This window comes from Enterococcus cecorum DSM 20682 = ATCC 43198, from assembly GCF_000407565.1.
Taxonomy (GTDB): Bacteria; Bacillota; Bacilli; order Lactobacillales; family Enterococcaceae; genus Enterococcus_E; species Enterococcus_E cecorum.
The window spans coordinates 59921-83117 of record NZ_ASWI01000004.1; the positions used below are offsets into that span (position 1 = coordinate 59921).

The 23197-nt window shown below is 37.3% G+C and carries 26 protein-coding genes; 24 read left to right on the top strand and 2 right to left on the bottom strand.

The features are described 5' to 3' along the window. Positions 1-61 precede the first annotated feature (61 nt). The 21 genes from I567_RS06210 (at position 62) to I567_RS12415 (ending at position 19135) form a co-directional block, all read left to right on the top strand. Positions 62-1294 (top strand): phage portal protein, encoded by a 1233-nt coding sequence (locus I567_RS06210; RefSeq protein ID WP_016251398.1) that lies wholly within the window; start codon positions 62-64, stop codon positions 1292-1294. Then, positions 1287-2639, top strand: a complete 1353-nt coding sequence (locus tag I567_RS06215; RefSeq protein ID WP_016251399.1) for an ADP-ribosyltransferase — start codon at positions 1287-1289, stop codon at positions 2637-2639. The genes I567_RS06210 and I567_RS06215 overlap by 8 nt, the downstream gene beginning before the upstream one ends. Before the next feature lie 5 nt (positions 2640-2644). Then, complete coding sequence (locus tag I567_RS12765) at positions 2645-2809, top strand: hypothetical protein (protein ID WP_016251400.1); 165 nt, start codon at positions 2645-2647, stop codon at positions 2807-2809. A gap of 267 nt (positions 2810-3076) precedes the next feature. After that, on the top strand, positions 3077-4483 hold the full coding sequence (locus I567_RS06220) for a DEAD/DEAH box helicase family protein (RefSeq protein ID WP_016251401.1): 1407 nt from the start codon (positions 3077-3079) through the stop codon (positions 4481-4483). Positions 4484-4549: 66 nt separating this feature from the next. Continuing rightward, complete coding sequence (locus I567_RS06225) at positions 4550-5026, top strand: capsid assembly scaffolding protein Gp46 family protein (protein ID WP_016251402.1); 477 nt, start codon at positions 4550-4552, stop codon at positions 5024-5026. Between the two features lie 15 nt (positions 5027-5041). After that, positions 5042-5947 (top strand): phage major capsid protein, encoded by a 906-nt coding sequence (locus I567_RS06230; protein WP_016251403.1) that lies wholly within the window; start codon positions 5042-5044, stop codon positions 5945-5947. 12 nt (positions 5948-5959) lie between these two features. Next, positions 5960-6235, top strand: a complete 276-nt coding sequence (locus I567_RS06235; protein WP_016251404.1) for a HeH/LEM domain-containing protein — start codon at positions 5960-5962, stop codon at positions 6233-6235. An 11-nt stretch (positions 6236-6246) separates the two neighbouring features. Beyond that, the gene (locus I567_RS06240; RefSeq protein ID WP_016251405.1) at positions 6247-6642 is read left to right on the top strand and encodes a phage Gp19/Gp15/Gp42 family protein; all 396 of its coding nucleotides are present in this window, start codon (positions 6247-6249) and stop codon (positions 6640-6642) included. Beyond that, positions 6629-6967 carry a hypothetical protein gene (locus I567_RS06245; RefSeq protein ID WP_016251406.1) on the top strand — a complete coding sequence of 113 codons (339 nt, stop codon included), beginning with the start codon at positions 6629-6631 and terminating at the stop codon, positions 6965-6967. Before I567_RS06240 ends, I567_RS06245 begins: the two co-directional genes overlap by 14 nt. Beyond that, the gene (locus I567_RS06250; RefSeq protein ID WP_016251407.1) at positions 6960-7196 is read left to right on the top strand and encodes a hypothetical protein; all 237 of its coding nucleotides are present in this window, start codon (positions 6960-6962) and stop codon (positions 7194-7196) included. Before I567_RS06245 ends, I567_RS06250 begins: the two co-directional genes overlap by 8 nt. Then, positions 7197-7532: a hypothetical protein gene (locus I567_RS06255; RefSeq protein ID WP_016251408.1), complete on the top strand. Its 336-nt coding sequence runs from the start codon at positions 7197-7199 to the stop codon at positions 7530-7532. Positions 7533-7544: 12 nt separating this feature from the next. Then, positions 7545-8099 (top strand): phage tail tube protein, encoded by a 555-nt coding sequence (locus I567_RS06260; RefSeq protein WP_016251409.1) that lies wholly within the window; start codon positions 7545-7547, stop codon positions 8097-8099. 25 nt (positions 8100-8124) lie between these two features. Beyond that, a complete protein-coding gene (locus I567_RS06265; protein ID WP_016251410.1) occupies positions 8125-8385 on the top strand; it encodes a hypothetical protein in 261 nt (86 codons plus the stop codon). A gap of 14 nt (positions 8386-8399) precedes the next feature. Next, complete coding sequence (locus I567_RS06270; protein WP_016251411.1) at positions 8400-8777, top strand: DUF5361 domain-containing protein; 378 nt, start codon at positions 8400-8402, stop codon at positions 8775-8777. Then, entirely contained in the window at positions 8767-11124 is a 2358-nt protein-coding gene (locus I567_RS06275) for a phage tail protein (RefSeq protein ID WP_016251412.1), read from the top strand. The genes I567_RS06270 and I567_RS06275 overlap by 11 nt, the downstream gene beginning before the upstream one ends. 1 nt (position 11125) lies before the next feature. After that, the gene (locus I567_RS06280) at positions 11126-12613 is read left to right on the top strand and encodes a distal tail protein Dit (protein ID WP_018345269.1); all 1488 of its coding nucleotides are present in this window, start codon (positions 11126-11128) and stop codon (positions 12611-12613) included. 575 nt (positions 12614-13188) lie between these two features. Then, positions 13189-17508: a tail fiber domain-containing protein gene (locus I567_RS12215; RefSeq protein WP_174362047.1), complete on the top strand. Its 4320-nt coding sequence runs from the start codon at positions 13189-13191 to the stop codon at positions 17506-17508. Further along, positions 17505-17726, top strand: a complete 222-nt coding sequence (locus I567_RS06290) for a hypothetical protein (protein ID WP_016250929.1) — start codon at positions 17505-17507, stop codon at positions 17724-17726. Before I567_RS12215 ends, I567_RS06290 begins: the two co-directional genes overlap by 4 nt. Then, complete coding sequence (locus I567_RS12770; RefSeq protein WP_016250930.1) at positions 17726-17884, top strand: hypothetical protein; 159 nt, start codon at positions 17726-17728, stop codon at positions 17882-17884. Before I567_RS06290 ends, I567_RS12770 begins: the two co-directional genes overlap by 1 nt. Before the next feature lie 58 nt (positions 17885-17942). Then, positions 17943-18332 carry a phage holin family protein gene (locus tag I567_RS06295; protein WP_016250931.1) on the top strand — a complete coding sequence of 130 codons (390 nt, stop codon included), beginning with the start codon at positions 17943-17945 and terminating at the stop codon, positions 18330-18332. Then, entirely contained in the window at positions 18329-19135 is an 807-nt protein-coding gene (locus tag I567_RS12415; RefSeq protein ID WP_016251415.1) for a peptidoglycan recognition protein family protein, read from the top strand. The genes I567_RS06295 and I567_RS12415 overlap by 4 nt, the downstream gene beginning before the upstream one ends. 190 nt (positions 19136-19325) lie before the next feature. On the opposite strand, the gene I567_RS06305 is transcribed toward I567_RS12415, so the two are convergent. Beyond that, a complete protein-coding gene (locus I567_RS06305; protein ID WP_111736130.1) occupies positions 19326-19532 on the bottom strand; it encodes a DUF975 family protein in 207 nt (68 codons plus the stop codon). A gap of 45 nt (positions 19533-19577) precedes the next feature. Then, on the bottom strand, positions 19578-20054 hold the full coding sequence (locus I567_RS06310; protein WP_016251416.1) for a DUF975 family protein: 477 nt from the start codon (positions 20052-20054) through the stop codon (positions 19578-19580). A 536-nt stretch (positions 20055-20590) separates the two neighbouring features. On the opposite strand from I567_RS06310, the gene I567_RS06315 reads away from it, so the two are divergent. The 3 genes from I567_RS06315 (at position 20591) to I567_RS06325 (ending at position 23157) form a co-directional block, all read left to right on the top strand. Then, complete coding sequence (locus tag I567_RS06315) at positions 20591-21346, top strand: IclR family transcriptional regulator (protein ID WP_016251417.1); 756 nt, start codon at positions 20591-20593, stop codon at positions 21344-21346. Positions 21347-21511: 165 nt separating this feature from the next. Continuing rightward, positions 21512-22159: a bifunctional 4-hydroxy-2-oxoglutarate aldolase/2-dehydro-3-deoxy-phosphogluconate aldolase gene (locus I567_RS06320; RefSeq protein ID WP_016251418.1), complete on the top strand. Its 648-nt coding sequence runs from the start codon at positions 21512-21514 to the stop codon at positions 22157-22159. Positions 22160-22161: 2 nt separating this feature from the next. Next, the gene (locus tag I567_RS06325) at positions 22162-23157 is read left to right on the top strand and encodes a sugar kinase (protein ID WP_016251419.1); all 996 of its coding nucleotides are present in this window, start codon (positions 22162-22164) and stop codon (positions 23155-23157) included. Positions 23158-23197: the final 40 nt, after the last annotated feature.

The window sequence follows — 23197 nt, forward strand, 5'->3', positions numbered from 1 at the left end:
CCGAGTGCTTCACGCCGTCACTGCACATTTTTTCTCGCGCGAGATGAAAGGAGTAAGGAAAATGCCATATAAAGGTATAGATTATTTAAAAAGAAAGCTGATTTCAAAGCGTTCTAGGGTTCAGTTGCGTTATAAACAATATGCGATGAAGCATAGTGATTATGAAGTAGGTATCACTATTCCGCCTGAAATTAGACAGAGATACAAGGCAGTTATGGGATGGTGTGCGAAAGGAGTAGATGCTTTGGCTGACCGTTTGGTGTTCCGAGAATTTGCGAATGACGATTTTGAAGTGAATGAGATTTTCCATGCTAACAATCCAGATATCTTTTTTGACAGCGCGGTGTTATCGGCTTTGATTGCATCGTGCTGTTTTGTTTATATTTCTGCTGGCGATGACGGTATGCCTAGGTTACAAATCATTGAGGCAAGTAACGCTACTGGGGTTATTGATCCAATTACTGGATTACTAACAGAGGGATATGCTGTCCTTCAAAGAGACGATAACGATATGCCAATTTTAGAAGCGTATTTTCTAAAAGAACGTACCTGGTTTTATCCAAAAGACGGTAAGACTTATAGCATCGAAAATAAAGCAGGTATACCTTTACTAGTGCCAATCATACATCGTCCCGATGCAGTTCGTCCGTTTGGTCGGTCTCGAATCACAAGGTCTGCGATGTATTATCAAAGATACGCTAAACGAACAATGGAGCGTGCAGATATTACTGCGGAATTCTATTCATTTCCACAAAAATATGTAGTTGGATTGAGCCAGGACGCAGAACCGATGGATACATGGAAAGCTACTGTATCGTCAATGTTGCAATTCACGAAAGATGATGAAGGTGGTAATCCAACTTTAGGACAATTTAGTACATCGAATATGTCACCTTTTACTGAGCAGCTAAGAACTGCTGCGGCTGGTTTTGCTGGGGAAATGGGATTAACCTTGGATGATTTGGGGTTTGTGTCAGACAATCCGTCATCAGTAGAAGCAATTAAAGCTAGCCATGAGGGGTTGCGTTTAGCTGGTAAGAAAGCTCAAAGAAGTTTAGGCTCAGGGCTGCTCAACGTAGCTTATGTTGCAGTTTGTTTGCGTGATGAGTTCACATACACTCGGACAAGATTCATGGATGCCGTTCCTAAATGGGAGCCTTTGTTCGAAGCTGATGCATCTGCTTTAGGTTTGATTGGCGATGCAGCAATTAAACTAAACCAAGCAATTCCTGGTCTTATTGACGAAGCAGTGATTCGAGATTACACAGGATTAGGTGGTAAAGATAATGGATAAAGATATTGTACCCGAATTGCTAAGAAACATTCAAAATGATTTCGATAAGGAAAAAGAAAACAGTGAGTTAGTTCAGCAATTATTGCAAATTTTAGAAGAAGGTCAGGCAAATTATCGGAATGTGAATGCTTATGCAGTAGAGACAGGAGAGTTATTAGCGAAAGTGTTAAACAAGAATATTACTGCAGAAATACTACCTGATGGCAAGATGTATTTTAATATCGCTGATCGTGTCTTAAATACTACACTTCAGCATAATCACAAGCTAATTACTGATTATTCCATGGAAGTACTGTCTCAATTGAATAAAAATAAAAAAATTGGCATAACTGTAAAAAAGCCGCCAATTAATCAAGATAGAATTGATAGTTTGGTTAACAAATTGGTTAGCAAGGACGATTTTGAACTAGTTAAATTTGTTTTAAAGGAGCCTATCGTTAACTTTAGTCAGAGTATTGTAGATGATACAATTGAAATAAATGCTGATTTTCATATAGAATCTGGTATGTCTCCAAAATTAAAAAGAAAAGCTGAAAAGAATGCTTGCAAATGGTGTAAAGATTTAGATAAAATCTACGAGTATCGTAATTTGGAAGACAAAAGTGTATTTAGTAGACATGATAATTGTAGATGTACTGTTGAGTTTTTTCCTGATGGAGAAAAAAGTAAGAACAAGCAAAATATTCATTCAAAAAGAATAATAAAAGCACGTTCTGAAGATTTAAAGCGTATTTCTAACGAGGCGAAGAAAAAGAGTAACAATAGAAATAAACTTCTTGAAATGTTAGCTAGGGAAGAAGCTGAAAGACTAGGGTATAATCCAGTTGCCACAAATAAAGTTGTAAATAAAATGCGTGATATTTCAAAAAAATGGGAAATTGAAGTGAGCGAAGAACAAGAGAGCTCTATTAAGAAATACACATACAATGGGACTGATGATGATGGGAAAAAATTATATTTTAAGATAAATGAATATTTAGAAGGTAGGTATACACCAAAAAATTCAGTGGAAGAGGAAATACTTATTAGAAATATAGCGAATATTGAAAGTGGATTGATGAAATTCAAACTAGATAATGATATAATCGTATATAGAAATGATAAGTCCCCAGAATATTTAGAGGGAGAGTCAAAAAAATTTATAAGTACTTCAGTAGTTGCTAATGCCACATTGGGAAAAAAAGCAAATGTAGCAATTATTGTTCCTAAGGGGTCTAATGGTGGCTATGTTGAAATGGTGGCTCATAAAGATTTTAAAAAACAAAGAGAATATATGATAAATACAAAAGCTAAACTTGAATTACTTAAGAAAACAGATGATTTATATATTTATGTATTGAGGTGAATAATATGTTAACCATGGAAGAAACCGAAAAAATATATCAAGAACGAATAGATTCTGAATCGTGGCATGGACCTTACACTAAAGAAGAAATAAGAATTCAAAAAGAACGAAGGAAGAAGATAGAAAAGTATAAAAGACAATTGCTTACAGAAGAACAGCAAAAAAAGTAGCATTCAATCAAAGTTAAGTTGGTTGAGTGCTATTTTTATACTTAAAATAAGGAGGACTAGAATGTGTGGTTATGGATTTTTTTATTTATTTTAATCATGCTACCAATAACAGCATTTGTCATAGGGATATCAATCATTATTCTCTTGCAATGCGTTAAATATGGGTTAAATAAAGGTGGTGGTCGAGATGGATGAAAATGAATGGGATGAGTTGGAAGAATTGGAAGATTTAGGACTCATCTAAACTAGATTGAAAGGGGCGATGAAATGACCAATAAACGTATTGGCAATCAAACTCCTACTCAATCGGTAATAATACCATATCAGAAAACTTTAAAAGACGAAGCTGTTAAGTACTATGAGCGTACCGGTTTAAAATGCTATGATTGGCAGAAAAATATGCTGGATGCAATTATGGCTATTGATGAAGATGGCTTGTGGGTACATCAAAAATTTGGCTACGCTATACCGCGTCGAAACGGTAAGACAGAGGTAATCTATATCAAGGAAATATGGGCTTTAGAAAAAGGATTAAATGTCTTACATACCGCTCACAGAATTAGTACTTCTCATTCATCGTTTGAGAAAGTCAAGAAATACCTGGAAAAGTCAGGTTATGTAGACGGTACACATTTTAACTCCATCAAAGCTAAAGGGCAGGAACGTATTGAACTTTACGAATCTGGTGGAGTTATCCAGTTCAGAACACGTACTTCTAGTGGCGGTCTTGGTGAAGGCTTTGACCTGTTGATTATTGACGAAGCACAAGAATATACCACTGAACAAGAATCAGCTCTTAAATACACAGTTACCGACTCAGATAATCCACAAACTATTATGTGTGGAACGCCACCAACTCCTGTATCAAGTGGTACGGTATTTACAAGTTATCGTGATACAGTGCTATCCGGTGGAGCGAAATATTCTGGTTGGGCTGAGTGGTCGGTGGACAGTCAAAAGGATATTCATGATGTGGATGCCTGGTATAATTCCAATCCTTCACTTGGTTACCATTTGTCCGAGAGAAAGATTGAAGCCGAATTGGGCGATGATAAACTGGACCACAATATTCAACGTTTGGGATACTGGCCAAAGTATAATCAGAAGTCGGCTATCACTAAAGGCGAATGGGATACTTTAAAAGTTAATGAATTACCAACATTTAATGGGCCGTTATTTGTTGGTATCAAATACGGAAATGACAATACCAACGTAGCGATGAGTGTAGCCGTACGAACGGATGATAATCGCATTTTTATCGAGACATTAGATTGTCAATCGATTAGAAATGGTAATCAATGGATGATTAATTTTATCAAAAATGCCGATGTGGCTAAGGTGGTTGTAGATGGAGCAAACGGTCAAAAGATTTTAGCTGATGAATTCAAGGATTTTGGTCTTAAAAAACCGATTATGCCAACAGTTAAAGAAATCATCGTGGCCAACTCATTATGGAGTCAAGCGATTTACCAAAAAGAATTGTGTCATAATAATCAGCCGTCGTTGACTAAAGTGGCTACCAACTGTGAGAAACGAAATATTGGCTCGAATGGTGGATTCGGCTACAGGTCGCAGTTTGACGATATGGATATTAGTTTAATGGATAGTGCATTATTGGCATATTGGGCTTGTTATACAACCAAGCCGAAGAAAAAACAAAAAATCAGGTATTAGGCATCTCAATTGAGGTGCTTTTTTAATACAAAAAATTACCGAACTGCCGGGTAAGCAGGAGAAAGGATGTTTGGAATGTCATTTAAAGCAATCGAAACACAAGAAGAGTTGGATAATATCATCGAAGGACGTTTGGCGCGTCAAAAACAGCAATATGAAGAACAATTGCAAGGATATGACCAACTTAAGACTCAATATGAGGATTTACAAAAAGAAGCTGCTGGATTTAAGTCAGCATTAGAAGAAGCTACACAGAAAGCAAGTACAAGTGAGCAATCAATCGCAGATCTGCAATCAAAGGTAACGAGCTATGAACAAGCTCAATTAAGAACGAAAATTGCCTTACAACAAGGATTGCCATTTGAATTAGCGAACCGTTTGACTGGAACTAATGAAGATGAATTGAAGGCAGATGCAGAACGTTTAGCAGGATTTTTAACACCAAAAGAACCGACTGCACCATTAAAAAGTGTAGAAGAACCAGGTATTGTCGGTGAAAATGCTGCTTATCGTTCGATGTTACAAAATTTAAGCAAAGATTAAAGGAGAGAAAATATTATGGCAGACAACTCATTAAAAGCAGGAACATTATTTAAACCAGAATTAGTAAAAGAATTAATTTCTAAAGTGCAAGGGAAATCAGTGTTAGCGAAATTATCAGCGCAAACACCAATTCCTTTTAACGGAACAGAACAGTTTATTTTTAATTTAGAAGGCAATGCTCAAATTGTCGGTGAAGGCGCACAAAAAGGTGCAGGCAAAGCTACTTTGACTTCTAAAGTGATTAAACCTATTAAATTTGTCTATCAAGCACGTATCACTGATGAATTTAAGTATGCTTCTGAAGAAAAGCAAATCCAATATTTAAAATCATTTAGTGATGGTTTTGCTAAGAAAATTGCTGAAGCGTTTGATATTGCTGCTTTGCATGGTTTAGAGCCTAAATCCATGTCGGATGCAAGCTTTAGAGCAACAAACTCATTTGACGGACAAATTACAGCTAACGTAGTAACTTATGCTGAAGCTACTTTTGACGATAATATTGAAGCAGCAGTGCAACAAGTAACTGCTAAAGGTGGAGAGGTTACAGGTATCGCGCTATCTCCTGTTGGTGGTCAAGCTTTGGCTAAAATTAAAGATACAAATAAAAATCCGTTGTATCCAGAGTTTCGTTTTGGACAAAATCCAAATTCTTTCTACGGAATGGCTTCTGACATTAATAAGAACTTAACTGTAACTGGTGGAACTGCCGAGACTGATCATGCAATTGTTGGTGATTTTCAAAATATGTTTAAGTGGGGTTATGCCGAAAATATTCCGTTGGAAATTATCGAATACGGTGATCCAGACGATGCTGGTCGTGACTTGAAAGCATATAACGAAATCTGTTTACGTGCTGAAGCATTTATCGGATGGGGCATTTTAGATACCGAAGCATTTGCTCGTGTCAAAGCAACTGACTAGAGGTGATTTACTATGAGATATAAAGATATCAAAACGGGCGCTATCATCGTAACTGATAGCGTCTTGAGTGGCGATTGGGTAGTAGATGATGGAGTAGTTGATAATACTAAAACAGAACCATCAGAAATTGAAAAAGAACCTGATGTAGCAGAAGAAGTAGTTGATGCAGATGAAAACCTTGATGAATTGACTGTAGCAGAATTAAAAGCGCGACTAGATGAAATGGGTGTAACTTATCCTACAAAATCTAAAAAACAAGATTTGATTGATATCTTATCTCAATTTTAGGTGGTGGTAAGATGGAAGATTTTGCAACCGTTGATGACTTAGCAAAGTTATGGAGACCATTGAAACCAGGGGAAATAGGACGGGCAGAATCATTGCTAACAGTCGTGTCTGATTCGCTAAGAATTGAAGCGCGAAAAGTTGGCAAAGATTTAGATTCGTTAACTGCTGACAGTGTTTCTTATGCTAATGTAGTTAAGTCGGTAACCGTCGATGTAGTAGCACGTACATTAATGACTTCTACGGACCAGGAACCAATGACTCAAGTTACGGAAAGTGCTTTGGGATACTCAGTTCAAGGTTCTTTTCTTGTTCCTGGTGGAGGCTTATTTATCAAAAATAGTGAGTTGGCTAGACTGGGATTACGTCGTCAAAGGTATGGGGTGATGGAACTATATGACTATGATTAAAGGTATTACGGTCATTTTGGTTGATAAGATTAGTGACGGTTTAGATCCATTTGGTACACCTATCTATCGTGATTTCGAAATACCAATAGATAATGTGTTAGTTAGTCCATCAACATCTGATGATATGGTCAATCAACTCAATTTGACAGGTAAGAAAGCTGTTTATACCTTAGCTATTCCAAAGGGCGATGATCATGACTGGGAAGACAAGGAAGTCAGATTTTTTGGTCAAACATGGCGAACTTTTGGCTTTGTGACACAAGGGATTGAGCATCTAATTCCGCTTGATTGGAACAAGAAAGTGATGGTGGAACGCTATGAGTAGCTTTAAATTCAAACTAAATCGAAGCGGTGTGCGCGAACTGATGAAGTCGACTGAGATGCAATCTGTTTTAACTAACTACGCATCTAATATCAGAAATCGATGTGGTAATGGTTACGAACAAGATATATATGTTGGTAGCAATCGAGCTAACGCGATGGTCAGTGCTGCAACAGCTAAAGCTAAAAGAGATAATAAAAAGAATAATACGCTATTAAAGGCGGTGCGTTAAGTGATTGAACTGATTATTAAGCAGTATTTAGACAGTCATTTAGATGTACCGTCTTTTTTAGAGCGAAAAAGTACAATGCCGGCAAAATTTGTGTTGTTTGAGAAAACAAGTAGTGGCAAAAGCAATCATTTAAAATCAGCGACTATTGCATTTCAAAGTTATGCAAAGTCAATGTACGATGCAGCAATGCTAAACGAAAAAGTAAAAGAAGTTGTTGAACGGATGATTGAACTACCTGAAATTAGTGGTATTGAATTGAATAGTGATTATAACTTTACAGATACAGAAACAAAAGAATACCGATATCAAGCGGTATTCGACATTAATTATTATTAGGAGGACATATAAATGGCAGATGTTAAAAATGTAACTGCAGCTAAACCTAAAGTCGGTGGGGCGGTATATTCAGCTCCACTTGGAACTACACTACCTACAGACGCAACAACAGCATTAAACGTAGCATTTAAAGCTTTAGGATATATTTCAGAAGATGGTTTGACGAACAAAAATAGTCCATCTTCTGAAAATGTGAAAGCTTGGGGTGGGGATACGGTATTAACTACCCAAACAGAAAAAGAAGATACGTTCGGATACACTTTAATTGAGTCGTTAAATGTTGAAGTTTTAAAAGAAGTATACGGAGCTGATAACGTTAGCGGTACTCTTGAAACTGGAATTACTATCAAGGCTAACTCTAAGGAATTACCAGAACATTGTTTAGTGGTTGAGGTAATCCTTAAAGGTGGTGTGTTGAAACGTACAGTATTACCAGTAGCTAAAGTATCCGAAATTGGCGAAATCAGCTATACAGACGGTGACCCAGTAGGATATGAGATTACTATCCAAGCATTACCTGATACTGATGGCAATACGCACTATGAATACATTAAGAAACCTGAGTAGGTGCTAGGGTTGGAGGTTAAATTAGATGATTAAAGGAAAAACAAAGTCAGGATTCAAATTTGAAATTGATGAGGCAGTATTAAATGACTATGAAACAATCGAACTATTAGGCGACGTAGAAGAAAATCCTTTACTCTTCCCTAAAGTCGTCAAACGAATTTTAGGCGATGAACAGACTACAGCGTTAAAAAATCATGTTCGTGATGAAAATGGTCGTGTCAATGCAGAAAAAATGACTGCAGAAGTTACGGAAATTTTTCAAAGTCAGGCTCAGTTAAAAAAATAATACTCCTTGCCAAAATGCTCAAAGTAGACGAAGATGCGATTATTTGTGATTTAGCTGAAACATACAATATCTACGATTATAGACAGCTACCTGTATCAAAGGTGGCTGTTTTTGTTTGTGGTTTAAGGTCGGATTCAAGAATCATGATGAAAATTAGTGATTCTAAATTACCTTTAGACACGTTGTTATTGGCCGGAGTAGCTGACAGATTGAGTATCATGCTTTGGCAAAATACGAAAGATGGACAACGCGGAAAAAATCAACCTGTATCTATTGTTGATCAACTAACTAAGTCGCAAATCGAACACGAAGAAGTATCATTTGAGTCTGGCAAGGATTTTGAAACAGAAAAAGCAAGAATTTTAAGAGGGGGTGTGGTGAATGGCGACTGAATTAGGTCAAGCGTATGTCCAAATTATGCCATCAGCTAAAGGTATTAGTGGCATGATTCAGAAGCAAATAGAGCCTGAATCAAAATCGGCTGGTGCTAGTGCAGGAATTAGTTTAGGTAAATCAATGATTACCGCAGTTACAGCTGCTATTGCGGCTGCTGGTATTGGTTCAATGTTTGCTAAATCAATTTCTGAAGGTGCTGCTCTGGAACAATCCTTAGGTGGTATTGAGACGCTATTTAAGAGTAGCGCTGATACAGTTAAAAACTACGCCAATCAAGCTTATCGCACTGCTGGAGTATCGGCTAATAAGTACATGGAAAATGTCACTTCTTTTTCGGCTTCATTAATTTCTTCGCTTGGTGGCGATACAGCTAAAGCGGCTGAGTTAGCTAATACTGCTATGGTCGATATGTCCGACAATGCGAATAAGATGGGTACCGATATGGAATCCATTACGCAGACATACCAATCATTAGCGCGTGGAAATTACGCTATGCTTGATAATTTGAAGCTAGGTTATGGTGGAACGAAATCTGAAATGGAACGTTTGATGGCTGATGCTGAAAAACTGACTGGTGAACATTACACGGTTGGGGATTTTGCAGATACGGTCAAAGCCATCCATGCAGTGCAAGAAAGCTTGGGTATTACCGGGACGACAGCCAAAGAAGCAGCAACTACTTTAAGTGGTTCGCTAGCATCAATGAAGGCAGCGTTTAGCGATGTTTTGGGTAAATTATCGTTAGGTCAAGATATTGTTCCGTCTTTAAACGCCTTGGCTGATACGACTGCTACTTTCCTATTTGGCAACTTCATTCCGATGATTGGTAACATTTTGAAAGGATTACCAACTGCAATCACCACGTTCATTTCTGCAGCAATCCCTCAAATGACCGCAGGATTACAATCGGTATTTTCTGATATAGGTGTAGATATTGATTTTTCGGGGTTAACTTCTAAATTTTCAGGAATTATAACTGCTATTCAGCCAATAATTAATGGGCTTAAAACAGCTTTTGGGCAGCTGCCAAGCCTATTTAATTCAGTAGTAAGTTCTGTTACACCGGTCATTAATACACTAGTCAACGGCTTTAGTCGATTAGATTTCAGTGGTATTCAGATATTGATTTCTTCAATTATTCCGGCTATTCAAACTGGATTTAGTACAATGATGTCTATTGTCGGTCCAGCAATTGATAGTGTGGTCAATTCATTTGTATCAATGTGGAATGCAGCACAACCACTTATTTCTGTAATTAGTGGAGCATTGATGCCTGCCTTTCAAATTTTAGGTTCGTTTTTAGGCGGAGTGATTAAAGGCGCATTAACGGGTATATCGATGGCTTTTGATGCGGTAAAAATTGCAATCGAATTTTTAACACCAATTATTACAATTGTCGTAAATGCATTTAGTGCATTATCGCCAATTTTGAACACGATTGCTCAATGGGTAGGTACGGTAATTGGATTATTTGGTAATTTAGGCGTTGCTAGTCAAGGATTAAGCGCTTTTATCAAATCAGCTTGGACCAATATTCAAACAGCAATCTCGACTGCAGCAAGTGTAATCAGTACTATTATCGAATATATTAAGTTAGCATTCTCAGGTGCTGGAAATGCTGCTCAGGTAGTCAAAAATATCATATCGATTGTTTGGATGGCGATTGGCGATGTTATCAGAACAGTATCGTCAGTCATTAGTAGCGCGATGTCTGCTGCTGGTAATGCTTTTAGAAGTTTTGGAAGTGTTGTATCAGCTATATCAGGTACGATTAGAGGCGTTATAAACGGTGTAAAAAATACTTTTAATAGTTTAAAAAATATTAGCTTAGTTGGTGCAGGTAGCGCAATCATGAATGGATTTTTAGGCGGATTGCAAGCAGGTTTTAATAAAGTAAAAGGATTTGTCGGTGGAATAGCAAGTTGGATTAAGGAACATAAGGGCCCTATTAGTTATGACCGTAAAATCTTAATTCCTGCAGGTAACGCAATTATGAAAGGTCTGAATGAAGGGTTAAGCACACAATTTAAAAATGTGCAATCAAATGTTTTAGGCATGGCTGATACACTGGCTAATATATTTAATCCTGATTTGAATGCAGAATTGAGTGCAGTTGGCGATGTACAGTTAGCTGTATCGTCAAAAGGCTTATACGATAATAGTCAACAAGTCAATAAAGAATCGTATTTAATGGATTTATTGGTTAAAATGGCTAATCGTCCAGTAATTATCGAAAATAAAATGGATGGTAAAAAGATTGGTCAGATGGTTGCTGAACCAGTGACCGATGAACAAAATAAACGACAAGCAATATTAAATGCTGTATATGGATTGGGGTGGTAGCGTGCTGAGAGTGACTTTTAACGGTGTTGATTTAACTAAATATATAGTGGTACTCAAAGGATTTACCGCTTTTGATGGTGCAGATTTCAAGGTATCAACATTGGAATATCAAACGCTTAATGGTGAAGAATTTAATTATACACGAAAAGGTAGTAAAAAAATTGAGATGCCTTTTTATGTGAAATATGAGAGTGCTGCTGAGTATGATCATTTACAGACTCTATTAAACGTTAGCGAGCCAAAACCATTGGAGTTTAGCCATATACCAAATCGTGTATTTTATGCTATACCGTCTGGAACACTAGATTTTGAAGAATATAAGATGAACGGCAAAGGTACAATTACATGGTTGATACCTGATGGCTTGGCTCATGCAAAAGATATCAAAGCTTTTCAGTTTAATTTTAATTCTGCTAAGGGCTGTTATGAAACTACTATTGTCAATGATGGAAGTGAGTCAGTACCTATCAATTACCGTGTAAAACTTAAGAAAGAATCAGGTTATCTTGGAATTGTTAGCGAACATGGCATTATTCAGTTTGGCAATCCTAATGAGCAGGATATGACTGAGGCGAAAAAGAGTGTCAAATTATTAAACAATAAAGGCGGCGATTTTGCTAACTGGACCAAAGGCACGGTATTTTACGAAAACCAATCGAAGAAAACAGTAACCGACATGAGCGTTTGGAGTTCGTTTGGTGGTTGGCTAGGCAAATTACCTAGTGGATATTCAAATACAGCAAATGCTAGTTATTTTGGCGATATTAAAGAAATAACCTTACCGGAACAAGCAACTGATTGGTACATTTGGGCGCGTGCGTGGTTTGAAACTGGTTTAATGGGCCAAACAGGTGCTTGGGCTTTAACGGTGATTGACGAAAATAATCATCTAATAGCTGGCATGGTGTTGGAAAAATACGATAGAGTTGGGAATACGGCTTTGTGTAGCTTTTTAATTGGCGATAATGGTGGTTCATTAGTCAAAAAGACGATTAATTTCACACCAAGCGTTTGGGTTAGCCAAAATCCTTATGGTGGGGAAGGACGTGAGCAAAATAGGAACATGTTTGACTTGAAAAAAGCAGGAGATAAGGTTACTTATTATTGGTATGGTAGTCATTTTACTTTTGCTGATAGCAGATTAACCAATAAAAAAGCAACAAAATTACAATTTTTCGTTGGCCAGATGGCTGGAAGAAATACCACGAATCAGTTAGTGACACATCATTATTTGAGTGACCTGTCCTTTACTAAATTAAATGTTCCTTATTGGGTTGATGTACCAAACAGATTTCCGAGTGGTGCTGATATGTATGTTGACGGTGAGAAGGGCAACCTATATGTTAACAATCTAATCAGCCATGATGATGAAGTAATCGGCACGAATTATTTTTACGCACCACCAGGAGAAACAACTATCCAATTGTATGTTTCGTCATTTAGTGAGATTGAAATGGCCACAGCAGAAATTAAGGAGGCTTATATTTAATGGATCATATTCGTATAGCAATACGCGACTCAACCGATAGCATGAATATTTGCTTTTTAGACAATAAAGCAGGCATCAAATTTCACGAGACAACCTTACAGAGATTTCTAAAAGGAACTTGTAATTTCTTAACCCTAAAATTTTATGGGAAAGATATTGACACCATCTATCCAGGTTGCCGATTAGCGTTTAAGTATGGCGGTAATGACTACTGGCTTACAATCAATAGTTTTAAGAAAAATGGATACGAATGCAGTCTGACCGCTTATTCTTTATCGCTTGAAACGAACAAAGAAAAACGAAAAGCCTTTAAAGCGCCGAAGTGGACATTTAAGCAGTATCTTGATTATGTGGACCCAGAGCACAGTTTAACGTTAGGTCTTAACGAAGTATCATCACAGTCTATGCAATTAGAATGGTCGGGCACAGATACGATTCTGGCTCGACTTTTTAGCATAGCCAATAGCTTTGGCGCGGAGTTGGAATTTGTGACTGAATTGAATGATGACTACTCGCTTAAACGACATGTCCTAAATGTTTATAAAATCGGTAATATCGGCAAGGATAAAACAGGAATGCCGATAAGAGTAGGAAAGTCGCTTAAAGTTATCAACTATACTGCCAATATTGATGAATTGTATACAGCTATTAGGGTGCATGGGAAAGATGGTCTCACAATCGCTGGTCTTGATAAAAAAGTGTACGATAGCGATAAAAAGTTACTCTATTACACTCAAGGAGATACGCTTTACGCACCGCAAGCAAGGGATAGATTTCCAGCTATTGCACACAAGGCGAGCGACTCGTTTATCTGTTTGGAAAGCGAAGACACGGAACATAGTAGCAAGGAAGCGCTGTATGCATACATGTTGGGTGAACTCAAAAAACATTCAGAGCCTAAAATCGACTATGAGACAGAAGGTTACGTTGATGGTCAAATTGGCGATAGAATGCTACTGATTGATAGTGTGCATTATGATCCACCTCTTTATGTGGAAGCGCGAATCAGCGAGCAGACTATATCGTTGTTGGATAAATCCAAAAATAAGACAGTGTTTACCAATTACGAACGCAAAGAGTCTGAAATTGCTAATGAACTATTAGCTAAAATGAATGCCTTAATCGAAGAAAACAAGGTCTATGATGTTCAAATCATGACCTCTAATGGTTATTCATTTAAGAACGGCAAAGGCAGCACAACCTTAACTGCACGCGTCATGGATGGCGCCAAAGACGTCACGAATGAATTTAGCTTAACCTGGTTTAAAAATAGTACCGAGTATTCCCACGACGCAAGTATTATCGTTCGTGCCGGTAGCATTGACGATTTAGCAACCTATTTGATAATCGCTGGAAAAGACGGACGTGAACGTGGACGAAACGAGTTAACAGTTTTTAATGTCAAAGACGGAACACCAGGTAAAACGCCAGTCGTGCATCTAGCATGGGCAGACTCAGCTGACGGAACGGTTAAATTTACAACCGAGTTACCTACCGACTGGATACCTAAATACCGTGGCTATTACGTCGATTATTCGACGGTCGCTAGCACAAACCCTAAAGTATACAAATGGGAACGCAACCCAGACGACGCTGCTAAAGTGGCAGATGAAGCAAAGGATAAAGCAGACGCGGCCGATAGTAAAGCAGATAGCGCTATAGATACAGCGAATAGTGCTAAAGATACAGCTGACGAAGCAAGCAAACAGACCGCCTTAGTTAACGGACTAGCAAATGCAGCTAAGGAGTTAGCCGATAAAGCTAATGCAGATGCGGCCGAAGCAAATAGATTAATCGGATTGACAAACACAGAAATCAGTAAGTTAAATACGAATGTGGATAACGTAAGGTCTGATTTAGCAAGCGCTGAAACTGATTTAGCTAGTAAAATTGAGACCGTCAAGACTACGCTCACTCAAAATTATGCCACCAAGACGAATTTGTCTGAGACACAGTTAACGTTAAATAAGACAATATCCGACTCAGTGGCAAGCGTGAAACAGGAAATGTCGGAAAAATACGCAGTTAAATCTGACTTGACGACATTACAAGGCGAATACAACTCATTTAAGGAAGAAACCGCAAAGAAAATAAGTCAGCAAGTGTCCAGTATTGAAACGATACAAACAAATACGACCGAAGCGCAGAAGTTAGCCAACGACGCTTACAGCAAAGCTAACAGTGCAGTGACTAGCGCTACGAACGCAAGTAGCACAGCAAACAGTGCACTAGATAAAGCCTCAAATGCAACAAACGTAGCAAACAGTGCTAGCCAAAATGCGACTAATGCTGTAGCGAGTGCAAATAGTGCAGTCAGCACAGCTAACACAGCGAAATCTAACGCTGATAAGGCAATCGCTGATGTAGCTAGCTTGACTAAGACGGTAACCACTCAGTCGACTAGGATAGACCAAACAAGCAACCGTATTGAACAGGTGGCTAGTGGGATTACTGAAGTTGGGAATAAGTTGGATAATTTGCAAGTCGGTGGACGAAACTTACTACTACACTCAGAAGTCAGCGAAAGTAATATGAAATATTTTGAATATGGCGAATCGACCGCCGAAGTGATAACGGAAGGCTCATTAAAATATTACAAAATTAAAATAAATGATGGAGTAAGCGGTAATTCTCATGGGATTAGAATTACAAATAATTACGGATACTATAATCTATCAAAAGGTAAACATTATATATTTAGCTATTGGATAAAAACGAACGTAGATCACAGATTTGCTTTTGATAGTATTGGTCATCATCAAGTTGCCAATGGTACAAACATCCATACAGAAACTAATCTTAAATATAGTGTGAGTAGACTAATAGCAAACAAATGGACAAAAGTCACAATCGAATTTGATACAACGCTAGATGCATTTTTTATACCATATATTTGGTTTGTAACGGCAGGAGTAGAAATTTGCGTATACGGTTTTATGTTAGAAGAAGGAAACACAGCTACACCCTGGTCCCCAGCGCCAGAAGACCAACAGTCACAAATCGACGGTATTAACAACAACCTATCTAACAACTACTACCAAAAAACGACGGTTGACAGCAAATTATCCACAGCAGTCAGTGGGATAACAGCACAGTATACGCAAGATATTAATACTAAGTTGGGCAATTACTATGACAAGTCAACAATTGATAGCAAATTGACGATAGATGGTCAAGGAATTGCTAGTTATGTGAAGAGTACAAAGAGTAAGTTGGATAATTTACAAGTCGGCGGTAGGAATTATCTAACAGGAACGCACAAAGACTATAAAAAATTCGATTTGGGTCAGTGGGTGGCTATTTTATTTTCTAGGAATTTATCTGATTTGAATTTAAAAGTTGGAGATTATATTACTGCATCTTGCGATTTAAAAGTACCGTCAAACGCTATCAAAGGTGGAAGAATTAGAGTCCAGTTTTTTAACAGCGATGCAGACAGGCTAAATTATTATGGAGAAATTTGTAATATCGGTGAAGAAAAAAAAATAAAGTTGACCGTGCGTATTGATTCGACATTAGTAGGTTATCAAAGAATTGATTTTTTAATAAATTCTACGAACACAAACATCACAGAACTGGAAACAAATATTCAATCTAGACACGAAAAGTTAGAGATTGGAAATATGATGACAGACTGGTACCCGGCGCCAGAAGACATGGCAACCCTAACGCAATACACAGAAGTCAAGCAGCTTGCTGACCGCATTTCATCAACCGTGTACGATAGCAGTACAGGGCTCACAACTAAGGTCAATCAACTGGCTAACAAATATGCCATAACAGCTTTAAATAGCGCTGGCGATATATTAGCGTCGCTTAACCTAAACGCAAACACATCTACAGCCGAGATTAACGCAAAATTAATCAGATTAAATGGCTCCACTAAAATGGACGACGCGTTTATTAATAATTTGGTGGCTAACAGCATTATTACCAACAAGATTAAGTCGACTGAGATCAGCGGAAATTATATCAAAGGTGGAACGATTGACGGAACAATTGTCAAGTCTACTGGATCTAATGGCACAACTCAATTAATGGATGGTTGGTTCATTTCGACGCAAAACAATTCTATCGGGTATTATGGAGCACAATCTGTTAACATGACAATATTTGATACTAATGGATATGCCGGTTCCACCAAACTAACATATAGTGGATTTTTGAACGAGATGAAAAATAGTGATGGTGTATTTGCCAAACGAAAAATCGAATTTCATGCAGAAGGTTTTAAGATAGAGCCAGAATCTACAAACGTAGGTACGAATTTAAATTCTGGAATACATCTTGTCGGAAAGAAAGCGTATCTTGATTTGGTTGCTAACACCGTTAGCCGTACTGATAAAACTCCTTACTACCTAAGAATAATAGCCAACGAAGACGGAAAGTCGGTTGTTGAAAGTACACAAGGTAGGTTGGAAATTTATACGAAGAATCAAGAGCAGCTAGTAGTCAATGCTAATTATATTCCACAAACCACAATGAATAATGATTCGGCTATAAAACAGATGACTATAGCTAATCCAAATGCTTCTGGTTCATACATCGAAGTCAGAAGTAGAGCAGGAAAAGCATGGGGCATATCAATGTGGTTGTCCGATCAACGCCTAAAATCAAACATCCAATCACCTACCCAAGACGCATTAGCCACAATTAATCAATTGAAAGTACGTCAGTTTGACTGGAAATCAGATAATGTACACGAGGATTTTGGTTTAGTTGCTCAAGAAGTCGAAGAAATATTGCCCAACGCGGTATTCAAGGTAGGAGGTTACTATCAGATTAAAGATAGTGGCTTAATCCCAGTCCTAATTGGTGCAGTGCAAAAATTATCAAATAAAGTAAATCTTTTGGAAAATATAATATATAACACGAAAGGAAGTAATTTATTATGATTACAACAAATGTAACGAATGTCAATTTACAAGTGGAAGAAGGACAAATCACGAATGCTACAGTATTTATGAATGCGAATATCGGCTTTATCAGTTTAGCGGCGAACGTGCCTTTGAATAACGAAAGTGGCTATAATTTAAACGAGCTAACGCCTAACCAATGGTTTGATAAAGCAAAAGAAGAGTTTGTCAAAGAATTAACTGGAGGGATTAACTAATGTTGAATCAGCTAGTACAAGAACGATTAGGACAGCTCGAATTAGAACGATTACAGCTAGTAGCTACGATTGATGATAAGGATAGAGAGATTGAGAATCTGAAAGCGGAAATTGAAAAGCTAAAAGCGGATAACGTGGAATCGGAAAACGAAGAATAATAGCTATGGGTGTGGATATTTCCACATCCTTTTAATTTAGAAAGAATGGTGGTTAAAAATGATGATAATAGACAATTTGAAATTATTGGCAGAATTTAGACATTTAGCAGACAACGTGTTTATCCAGGTATTTATTTGGCTAGTATTGTTTGATGTATTTACAGGTATTTCTAAGGGGTTACTTGGAAAACAAGGCAACTCGACTAAAGGCTTACTCGGTATCGTCAAACACTTACTAGTCGTGTTATTGGTAGTGGTTGCTTATCCATATTTACGTATTATGGATTTGACCATGATGGCGAATGCGTTTGTAATCTTCTACATCGCAGTATACGGAATCTCAGTAACAGAAAATTTAGGACAATTAGGATTACCGTTGCCTAAATTTGTAGTTGACCATTTGGAAAAATTAAAAAATGCAGCAGACAAGGGAGATGACGGAAAATGAGAACAGATACACCACGAGTTGGGTATCCACCTTATCGACAAGTGCACGCACATAGTACGGCGAATCCTAATAGTACCGCGCAGAACGAGGCTGACTACATGCAACGTAAGGATTTAAACAGTGGGTACTACACCCACGTTGTCGGTAATGGACGCATTATCCAAACAGCACCAACTAACCGGGGCGCTTGGGACGTCGGTGGCGGATGGAATGCAGAAACGTATGCCGCCGTTGAACTTATAGAGTCGCACAAGACGAAAGAAGAATTTATGATTGACTATCCTATCTATGTTGATTTACTGCGTCGATTAGCGACGGAAGGTGGTATTCCTACCACGTTAGACAGCGGCGCGCTTGAAGGCATTAAAACACACGCATACTGCACTGCTAATCAGCCAAATAATGGGTCTGATCATACGGACCCATATCCATACTTAGCTAAGTGGGGTATTAGCAAGGAGCAATTTAAAAAGGATGTCGAGCAAGGGGTTGCTCAAAATATTAATAATCAAAATACAAATCAAGGAGGTACAGTAACTATGTACGCAATTTATTGGATTCCAAATAAAAAAGGCAATGGAAAGGATGCATATTATTTCAATGGAGTAACTTATGAATACATTAGTCATCCTGATGTAATTAATATTTTGAAGGAAGTTTATCGTAAAAATAATGGAAAAGAAATTCCAGAATATACCTGGGATAACAAAGCACCATGGTGGATTAGATTACAACAACCTGTTGTTAATTTACAAGAGTTGGCTGACAAGGTTGACAAAATCGCCAAAAAAGTAGGCATTTAACGAATTAAGCCCTAGTTTTTAGCTAGGGCTTTTTTAGCATTCTGTCCGATAAAACTTGTCGTGATAAAGTCGGGATGTTTTAATTTTAAATCTGATTTTTATTGATATATCAATACATTTTTAAGATGCAATGTTTATATTTTAAGACAATATAAAACGGGGAAGCCATATTATTTGCCTCTCCGCTTTTTTAATGGAAATCAGCTGGCTCAATAAGAAGTTCTTTCTTTGCCAACTCATTATAAAAGACTGCTTTAGTCATATACATGTAAGGATTAAGCCATAAATAACCAAGCCCTAAAGTTAGAAAACACAAAATTTGCCAGCCGATGAAACTTAAATCTAAGACGAAAAATTCAAACTTATGGCCTTTCATCATTTGTTCGCTACATTTCAAGCATTCAAGTAAGTTAGGACGTTCTCCGGTTTTTTCATAAAGATCCTAATAGACAAATTCAGCCTGAGAGTAGGCATAACCTTTGATAATGCCCGGTATGATTAGTAACAAACTCCATCCCAAAAGAAAAATTCCTCTTAAAATATACAGGCAAAATAAAGGAATGAGATGCTCTCTAGAAATTGTCTGAAAACCATCGTTGATAAGACTGATTTGCGTTTTCTTTCCACGACTCAGATTGATAAAAGTCCAAAAAATAGCAGTTAAAAGATAAAAACTGATTAAATCAACAAAGCAACTTGAAGATAAATCAGAAAAATCCAAAGAATAAGATAATACAGAATCAAAAGAACGATTTTGCAATAAGCTAGAATGAATCATAGCGTAAACAGTACTAGCTAAAAAACCAGTATAGGTAATACCAATGGATAATAATGTTGGAATGAGACAGATTAAAATCGCTTGCGTATAGCGCCCTTTGAGTAAATATTTCGCTTGTAGTTTTAGTTCAGCACGAGACATGAAATCACTCCTTTAAGGACATTATAGCAAAAAAAGTTTTCAAAAAATACTGAAAGTTATTAATACTTTTTAGTTGCAAACGGTTACAAATAGTGCTATACTATCATTGTAAGGGAGGAAAGAAGCTGAGAGATAAAAGTAAATAATCAATAAAACACCCAAGACTTACTACTAATAATGGAAAAGGCGTCGACTATATAGCACGCATGAAACAAAAAAAGTAAAAGAGAAAGTAGTAGCAAGAGCAACAAAATTTGTTAAATCTACAAGATTCACCTAAAGTGTATGCAAAGTCAACTTGCAATGTAGTGTAAGAGGTACGTAGTGAGAAAGTTTATTAGTGCCCGAATAATTTTAGTGTAGAGATTGTAAATGAAACAACGATTTGTAAAAAGCAAGGACTTTGCTACCAATCATCTCAGCTTGGCCTTCTAATTAGGACTCGGTTTATCCGGGTCCTTTTTTACGCTTGATTCGTTTAATAGTTTGTTTTATGATAAAGAAAAAAAGATTTCTTAAATAGAAAAGGTGAGAGAATGGAACAAGCGAAACCTTATGGCACTGTTTTGATTAAGGCAGCAAAAATTATTGATTGTATTGCTGAAAATCCCCATATCGGCTTACAAGAAATAGCTCATCAATGCCAAATGACCATGCCTACAACTTTAAAAATTTTAGATACATTAAATTTAATAGGCTATGTCAAAAAAAGCGAAGAAAAAACCTATCAATTAGGGGCAAAACTAGTACGTTATGCCAATCAGAATATTGAACAAATTGATTTGATTGAGCAAAGTTTGCCTCACTTGGAAAAACTACAAGAAAAAATTGATGAGACAATTCATTTGGGGGTATTAAGTAATTCTGAAATTTATTACGTCAATAAATTAGAGCCAAAGTTTCAGTCGATCCGTATGTCTTCAAAAGTGGGGGTTAGTCGCCCACTATATAGCTCAGCAATGGGTAAAGCAGTTCTGGCGATGATGAGCAAATCTGAAGTGGATAGTTATTTAGAAACAAACGAATTAAAACCATTTACGGTAAATACAATTACAAATCCACTAAAATTAAAGCAAGAATTATCAGAAATTAGAGCGAGTGGGATTGCTTTTGATAACGAGGAAATGGAAAAGGATATTTTTTGTGTAGGTACTGCATTGATGAATAAGGGACAGATCGTTGGTGCGATGAGTATTAGTTTACCTAAATTCCGTGTAACAAATAGCTATCAAGAGAAGGTTATCCAAGCAATTTTAGAAGCAAAGGCCGATATTGAAAAAGAATTAAAATAATATACATAATTAGATATTGAAGATTTAGTTTTGGTGCTAAGTCTTCTTTTTTTATGCAGAAAATTATTTAATAAAACCCCTTTCAAATATTTTGATTTTGCGTTATACTCTACTTGTATTTCTAAAAGATAAATTATAATTTCTAAATAAGAAAGAGTGATAAAGATGAAACGTGTGGATATTCTAAAAAAACTGGCTAATTGTGGTGTCATTGCAGTGGTTCGCGGTGATTCAGCACAGCAAGCAATCAAAGCAAGTGAAGCAATTGTTGCTGGGGGAATGAAGGGAATTGAATTAACCTTTACAGTACCAAATGCGCAAGAAGCCATCCGTACTTTAGCTGAAAAGTATGCTGATGACGAAGAAGTAGTGATCGGCGCTGGAACGGTTCTGGATGCTACGACTGCTCGTTTAGCGATAATGGCAGGTGCAGCATTTATTGTGAGTCCTTGTTTTGACATAGAGACGGCGAAGATTTGCAACCTGTATCAAATTCCTTACTTACCGGGCTGTATGACTATTAATGAAATGAAGGAAGCCTTAAAAGCTGGTTCAGATATCGTTAAATTATTCCCAGGTTCTGCTTTTGGCCCGAAAATTGTTGGCGCATTCAAAGCACCGTTGCCACAGTTAAACATTATGCCAACTGGTGGTGTGAGCTTGGAAAATATGGCTGATTGGTTCAAAGCAGGCGTTATTGCTGTTGGAGTTGGTGGGAATCTATTGGCACCTTTAAAAAATGAAGACTATCCTGCAATTACCAAAGTAGCAGAGCAATATATGGCTAAATTACAAGAAATACGCGAGGGATGATTATGGCAGAAGTACTTACTTTAGGAGAAATTATGTTAAGGCTTTCGACAAAAGAAAACCGGTTAGCCTGTACAGATGAGCTACTCGCACATTACGGTGGTGGAGAAGCCAATGTAGCGATCAGTTTAGCAAATTTTGGGCACCAAGCTTACTTTGCCAGTAAAGTTCCCGATAATGCATTAGGGTTAGCGGTTAAGCGTCATTTGAATCGTTTTGGTGTGCATACTGATTTTCTGCTTTTTGGTGGTCAGCGCTTAGGAATTTACTTTTTAGAGCAAGGAGTGGGCATCAAAGCAGCCAATGTCATCTATGATCGTGCATTTTCAAGTTTTTCTCAGATGGCAGCAAATGAATGGGAAAGAATGGATTTGTTTGCAGGAATTGATTTATTTCATTTATCAGGCATTACGCCAGCTTTAAGTCCTGCTTGGCTAGAATTGTTAATTAAATTGATGCAAGAAGCAAAATCAAGAGGTGTAAAAATTAGTTTTGATATTAATTTTCGTGGTAAGCTTTGGAGTCAAGCCCAAGCAGCAGAAGCATTAAAACAAATCTTGCCTTATGTTGATTATTTATCTGCTGGTCGTCTAGATGCTAAATATTTACTTGGTATTAAGCATGCAGAACTTCTACCACTAGATCAATGTTACCAAGAAATGCAAAGACTTTATCCAAATATTCAAGTGATTTATTCGACTAATCGCACCATACTTTCTGCCAAACACAATCAGTTACAGGGAACACTTTATTATCAAAATGCTTATTACGAATCTAAAGTGATAGATATTCCTGAGATTGTTGATCGTGTAGGTGGTGGGGATGCTTACTCAGCAGGCATTCTCCATGGTTTGCTTAGTGAGTGTGAACCTCAAGCGATAGTAGATTTTGCAACTGCGGCTTCGGCATTAAAACATATGGTCTATGGCGACTGTAATCAATTTACTTTAGAAGAAGTGCAAGCCTACCTTAAAAATGATTCTAGTAAAATGAACCGATAATATTTATAAAAAAGCCTTTTCAAAACCGGTTTACTTATGT

What these genes read in the sequence shown, in the direction of transcription:
- I567_RS06210 (WP_016251398.1), top strand. Translation starts at nt 62, where the DNA reads ATGCCATATAAAGGTATAGATTATTTAAAAAGAAAGCTGATTTCAAAG.
- I567_RS06215 (WP_016251399.1), top strand. Translation starts at nt 1,287, where the DNA reads ATGGATAAAGATATTGTACCCGAATTGCTAAGAAACATTCAAAATGAT.
- I567_RS12765 (WP_016251400.1), top strand. Translation starts at nt 2,645, where the DNA reads ATGTTAACCATGGAAGAAACCGAAAAAATATATCAAGAACGAATAGAT.
- I567_RS06220 (WP_016251401.1), top strand. Translation starts at nt 3,077, where the DNA reads ATGACCAATAAACGTATTGGCAATCAAACTCCTACTCAATCGGTAATA.
- I567_RS06225 (WP_016251402.1), top strand. Translation starts at nt 4,550, where the DNA reads ATGTTTGGAATGTCATTTAAAGCAATCGAAACACAAGAAGAGTTGGAT.
- I567_RS06230 (WP_016251403.1), top strand. Translation starts at nt 5,042, where the DNA reads ATGGCAGACAACTCATTAAAAGCAGGAACATTATTTAAACCAGAATTA.
- I567_RS06235 (WP_016251404.1), top strand. Translation starts at nt 5,960, where the DNA reads ATGAGATATAAAGATATCAAAACGGGCGCTATCATCGTAACTGATAGC.
- I567_RS06240 (WP_016251405.1), top strand. Translation starts at nt 6,247, where the DNA reads ATGGAAGATTTTGCAACCGTTGATGACTTAGCAAAGTTATGGAGACCA.
- I567_RS06245 (WP_016251406.1), top strand. Translation starts at nt 6,629, where the DNA reads ATGACTATGATTAAAGGTATTACGGTCATTTTGGTTGATAAGATTAGT.
- I567_RS06250 (WP_016251407.1), top strand. Translation starts at nt 6,960, where the DNA reads ATGAGTAGCTTTAAATTCAAACTAAATCGAAGCGGTGTGCGCGAACTG.
- I567_RS06260 (WP_016251409.1), top strand. Translation starts at nt 7,545, where the DNA reads ATGGCAGATGTTAAAAATGTAACTGCAGCTAAACCTAAAGTCGGTGGG.
- I567_RS06265 (WP_016251410.1), top strand. Translation starts at nt 8,125, where the DNA reads ATGATTAAAGGAAAAACAAAGTCAGGATTCAAATTTGAAATTGATGAG.
- I567_RS06270 (WP_016251411.1), top strand. Translation starts at nt 8,400, where the DNA reads ATGCTCAAAGTAGACGAAGATGCGATTATTTGTGATTTAGCTGAAACA.
- I567_RS06275 (WP_016251412.1), top strand. Translation starts at nt 8,767, where the DNA reads ATGGCGACTGAATTAGGTCAAGCGTATGTCCAAATTATGCCATCAGCT.
- I567_RS12215 (WP_174362047.1), top strand. Translation starts at nt 13,189, where the DNA reads ATGCCGATAAGAGTAGGAAAGTCGCTTAAAGTTATCAACTATACTGCC.
- I567_RS06290 (WP_016250929.1), top strand. Translation starts at nt 17,505, where the DNA reads ATGATTACAACAAATGTAACGAATGTCAATTTACAAGTGGAAGAAGGA.
- I567_RS12770 (WP_016250930.1), top strand. Translation starts at nt 17,726, where the DNA reads ATGTTGAATCAGCTAGTACAAGAACGATTAGGACAGCTCGAATTAGAA.
- I567_RS06295 (WP_016250931.1), top strand. Translation starts at nt 17,943, where the DNA reads ATGATGATAATAGACAATTTGAAATTATTGGCAGAATTTAGACATTTA.
- I567_RS12415 (WP_016251415.1), top strand. Translation starts at nt 18,329, where the DNA reads ATGAGAACAGATACACCACGAGTTGGGTATCCACCTTATCGACAAGTG.
- I567_RS06310 (WP_016251416.1), bottom strand. Translation starts at nt 20,054, where the DNA reads ATGTCTCGTGCTGAACTAAAACTACAAGCGAAATATTTACTCAAAGGG.
- I567_RS06315 (WP_016251417.1), top strand. Translation starts at nt 20,591, where the DNA reads ATGGAACAAGCGAAACCTTATGGCACTGTTTTGATTAAGGCAGCAAAA.
- I567_RS06320 (WP_016251418.1), top strand. Translation starts at nt 21,512, where the DNA reads ATGAAACGTGTGGATATTCTAAAAAAACTGGCTAATTGTGGTGTCATT.
- I567_RS06325 (WP_016251419.1), top strand. Translation starts at nt 22,162, where the DNA reads ATGGCAGAAGTACTTACTTTAGGAGAAATTATGTTAAGGCTTTCGACA.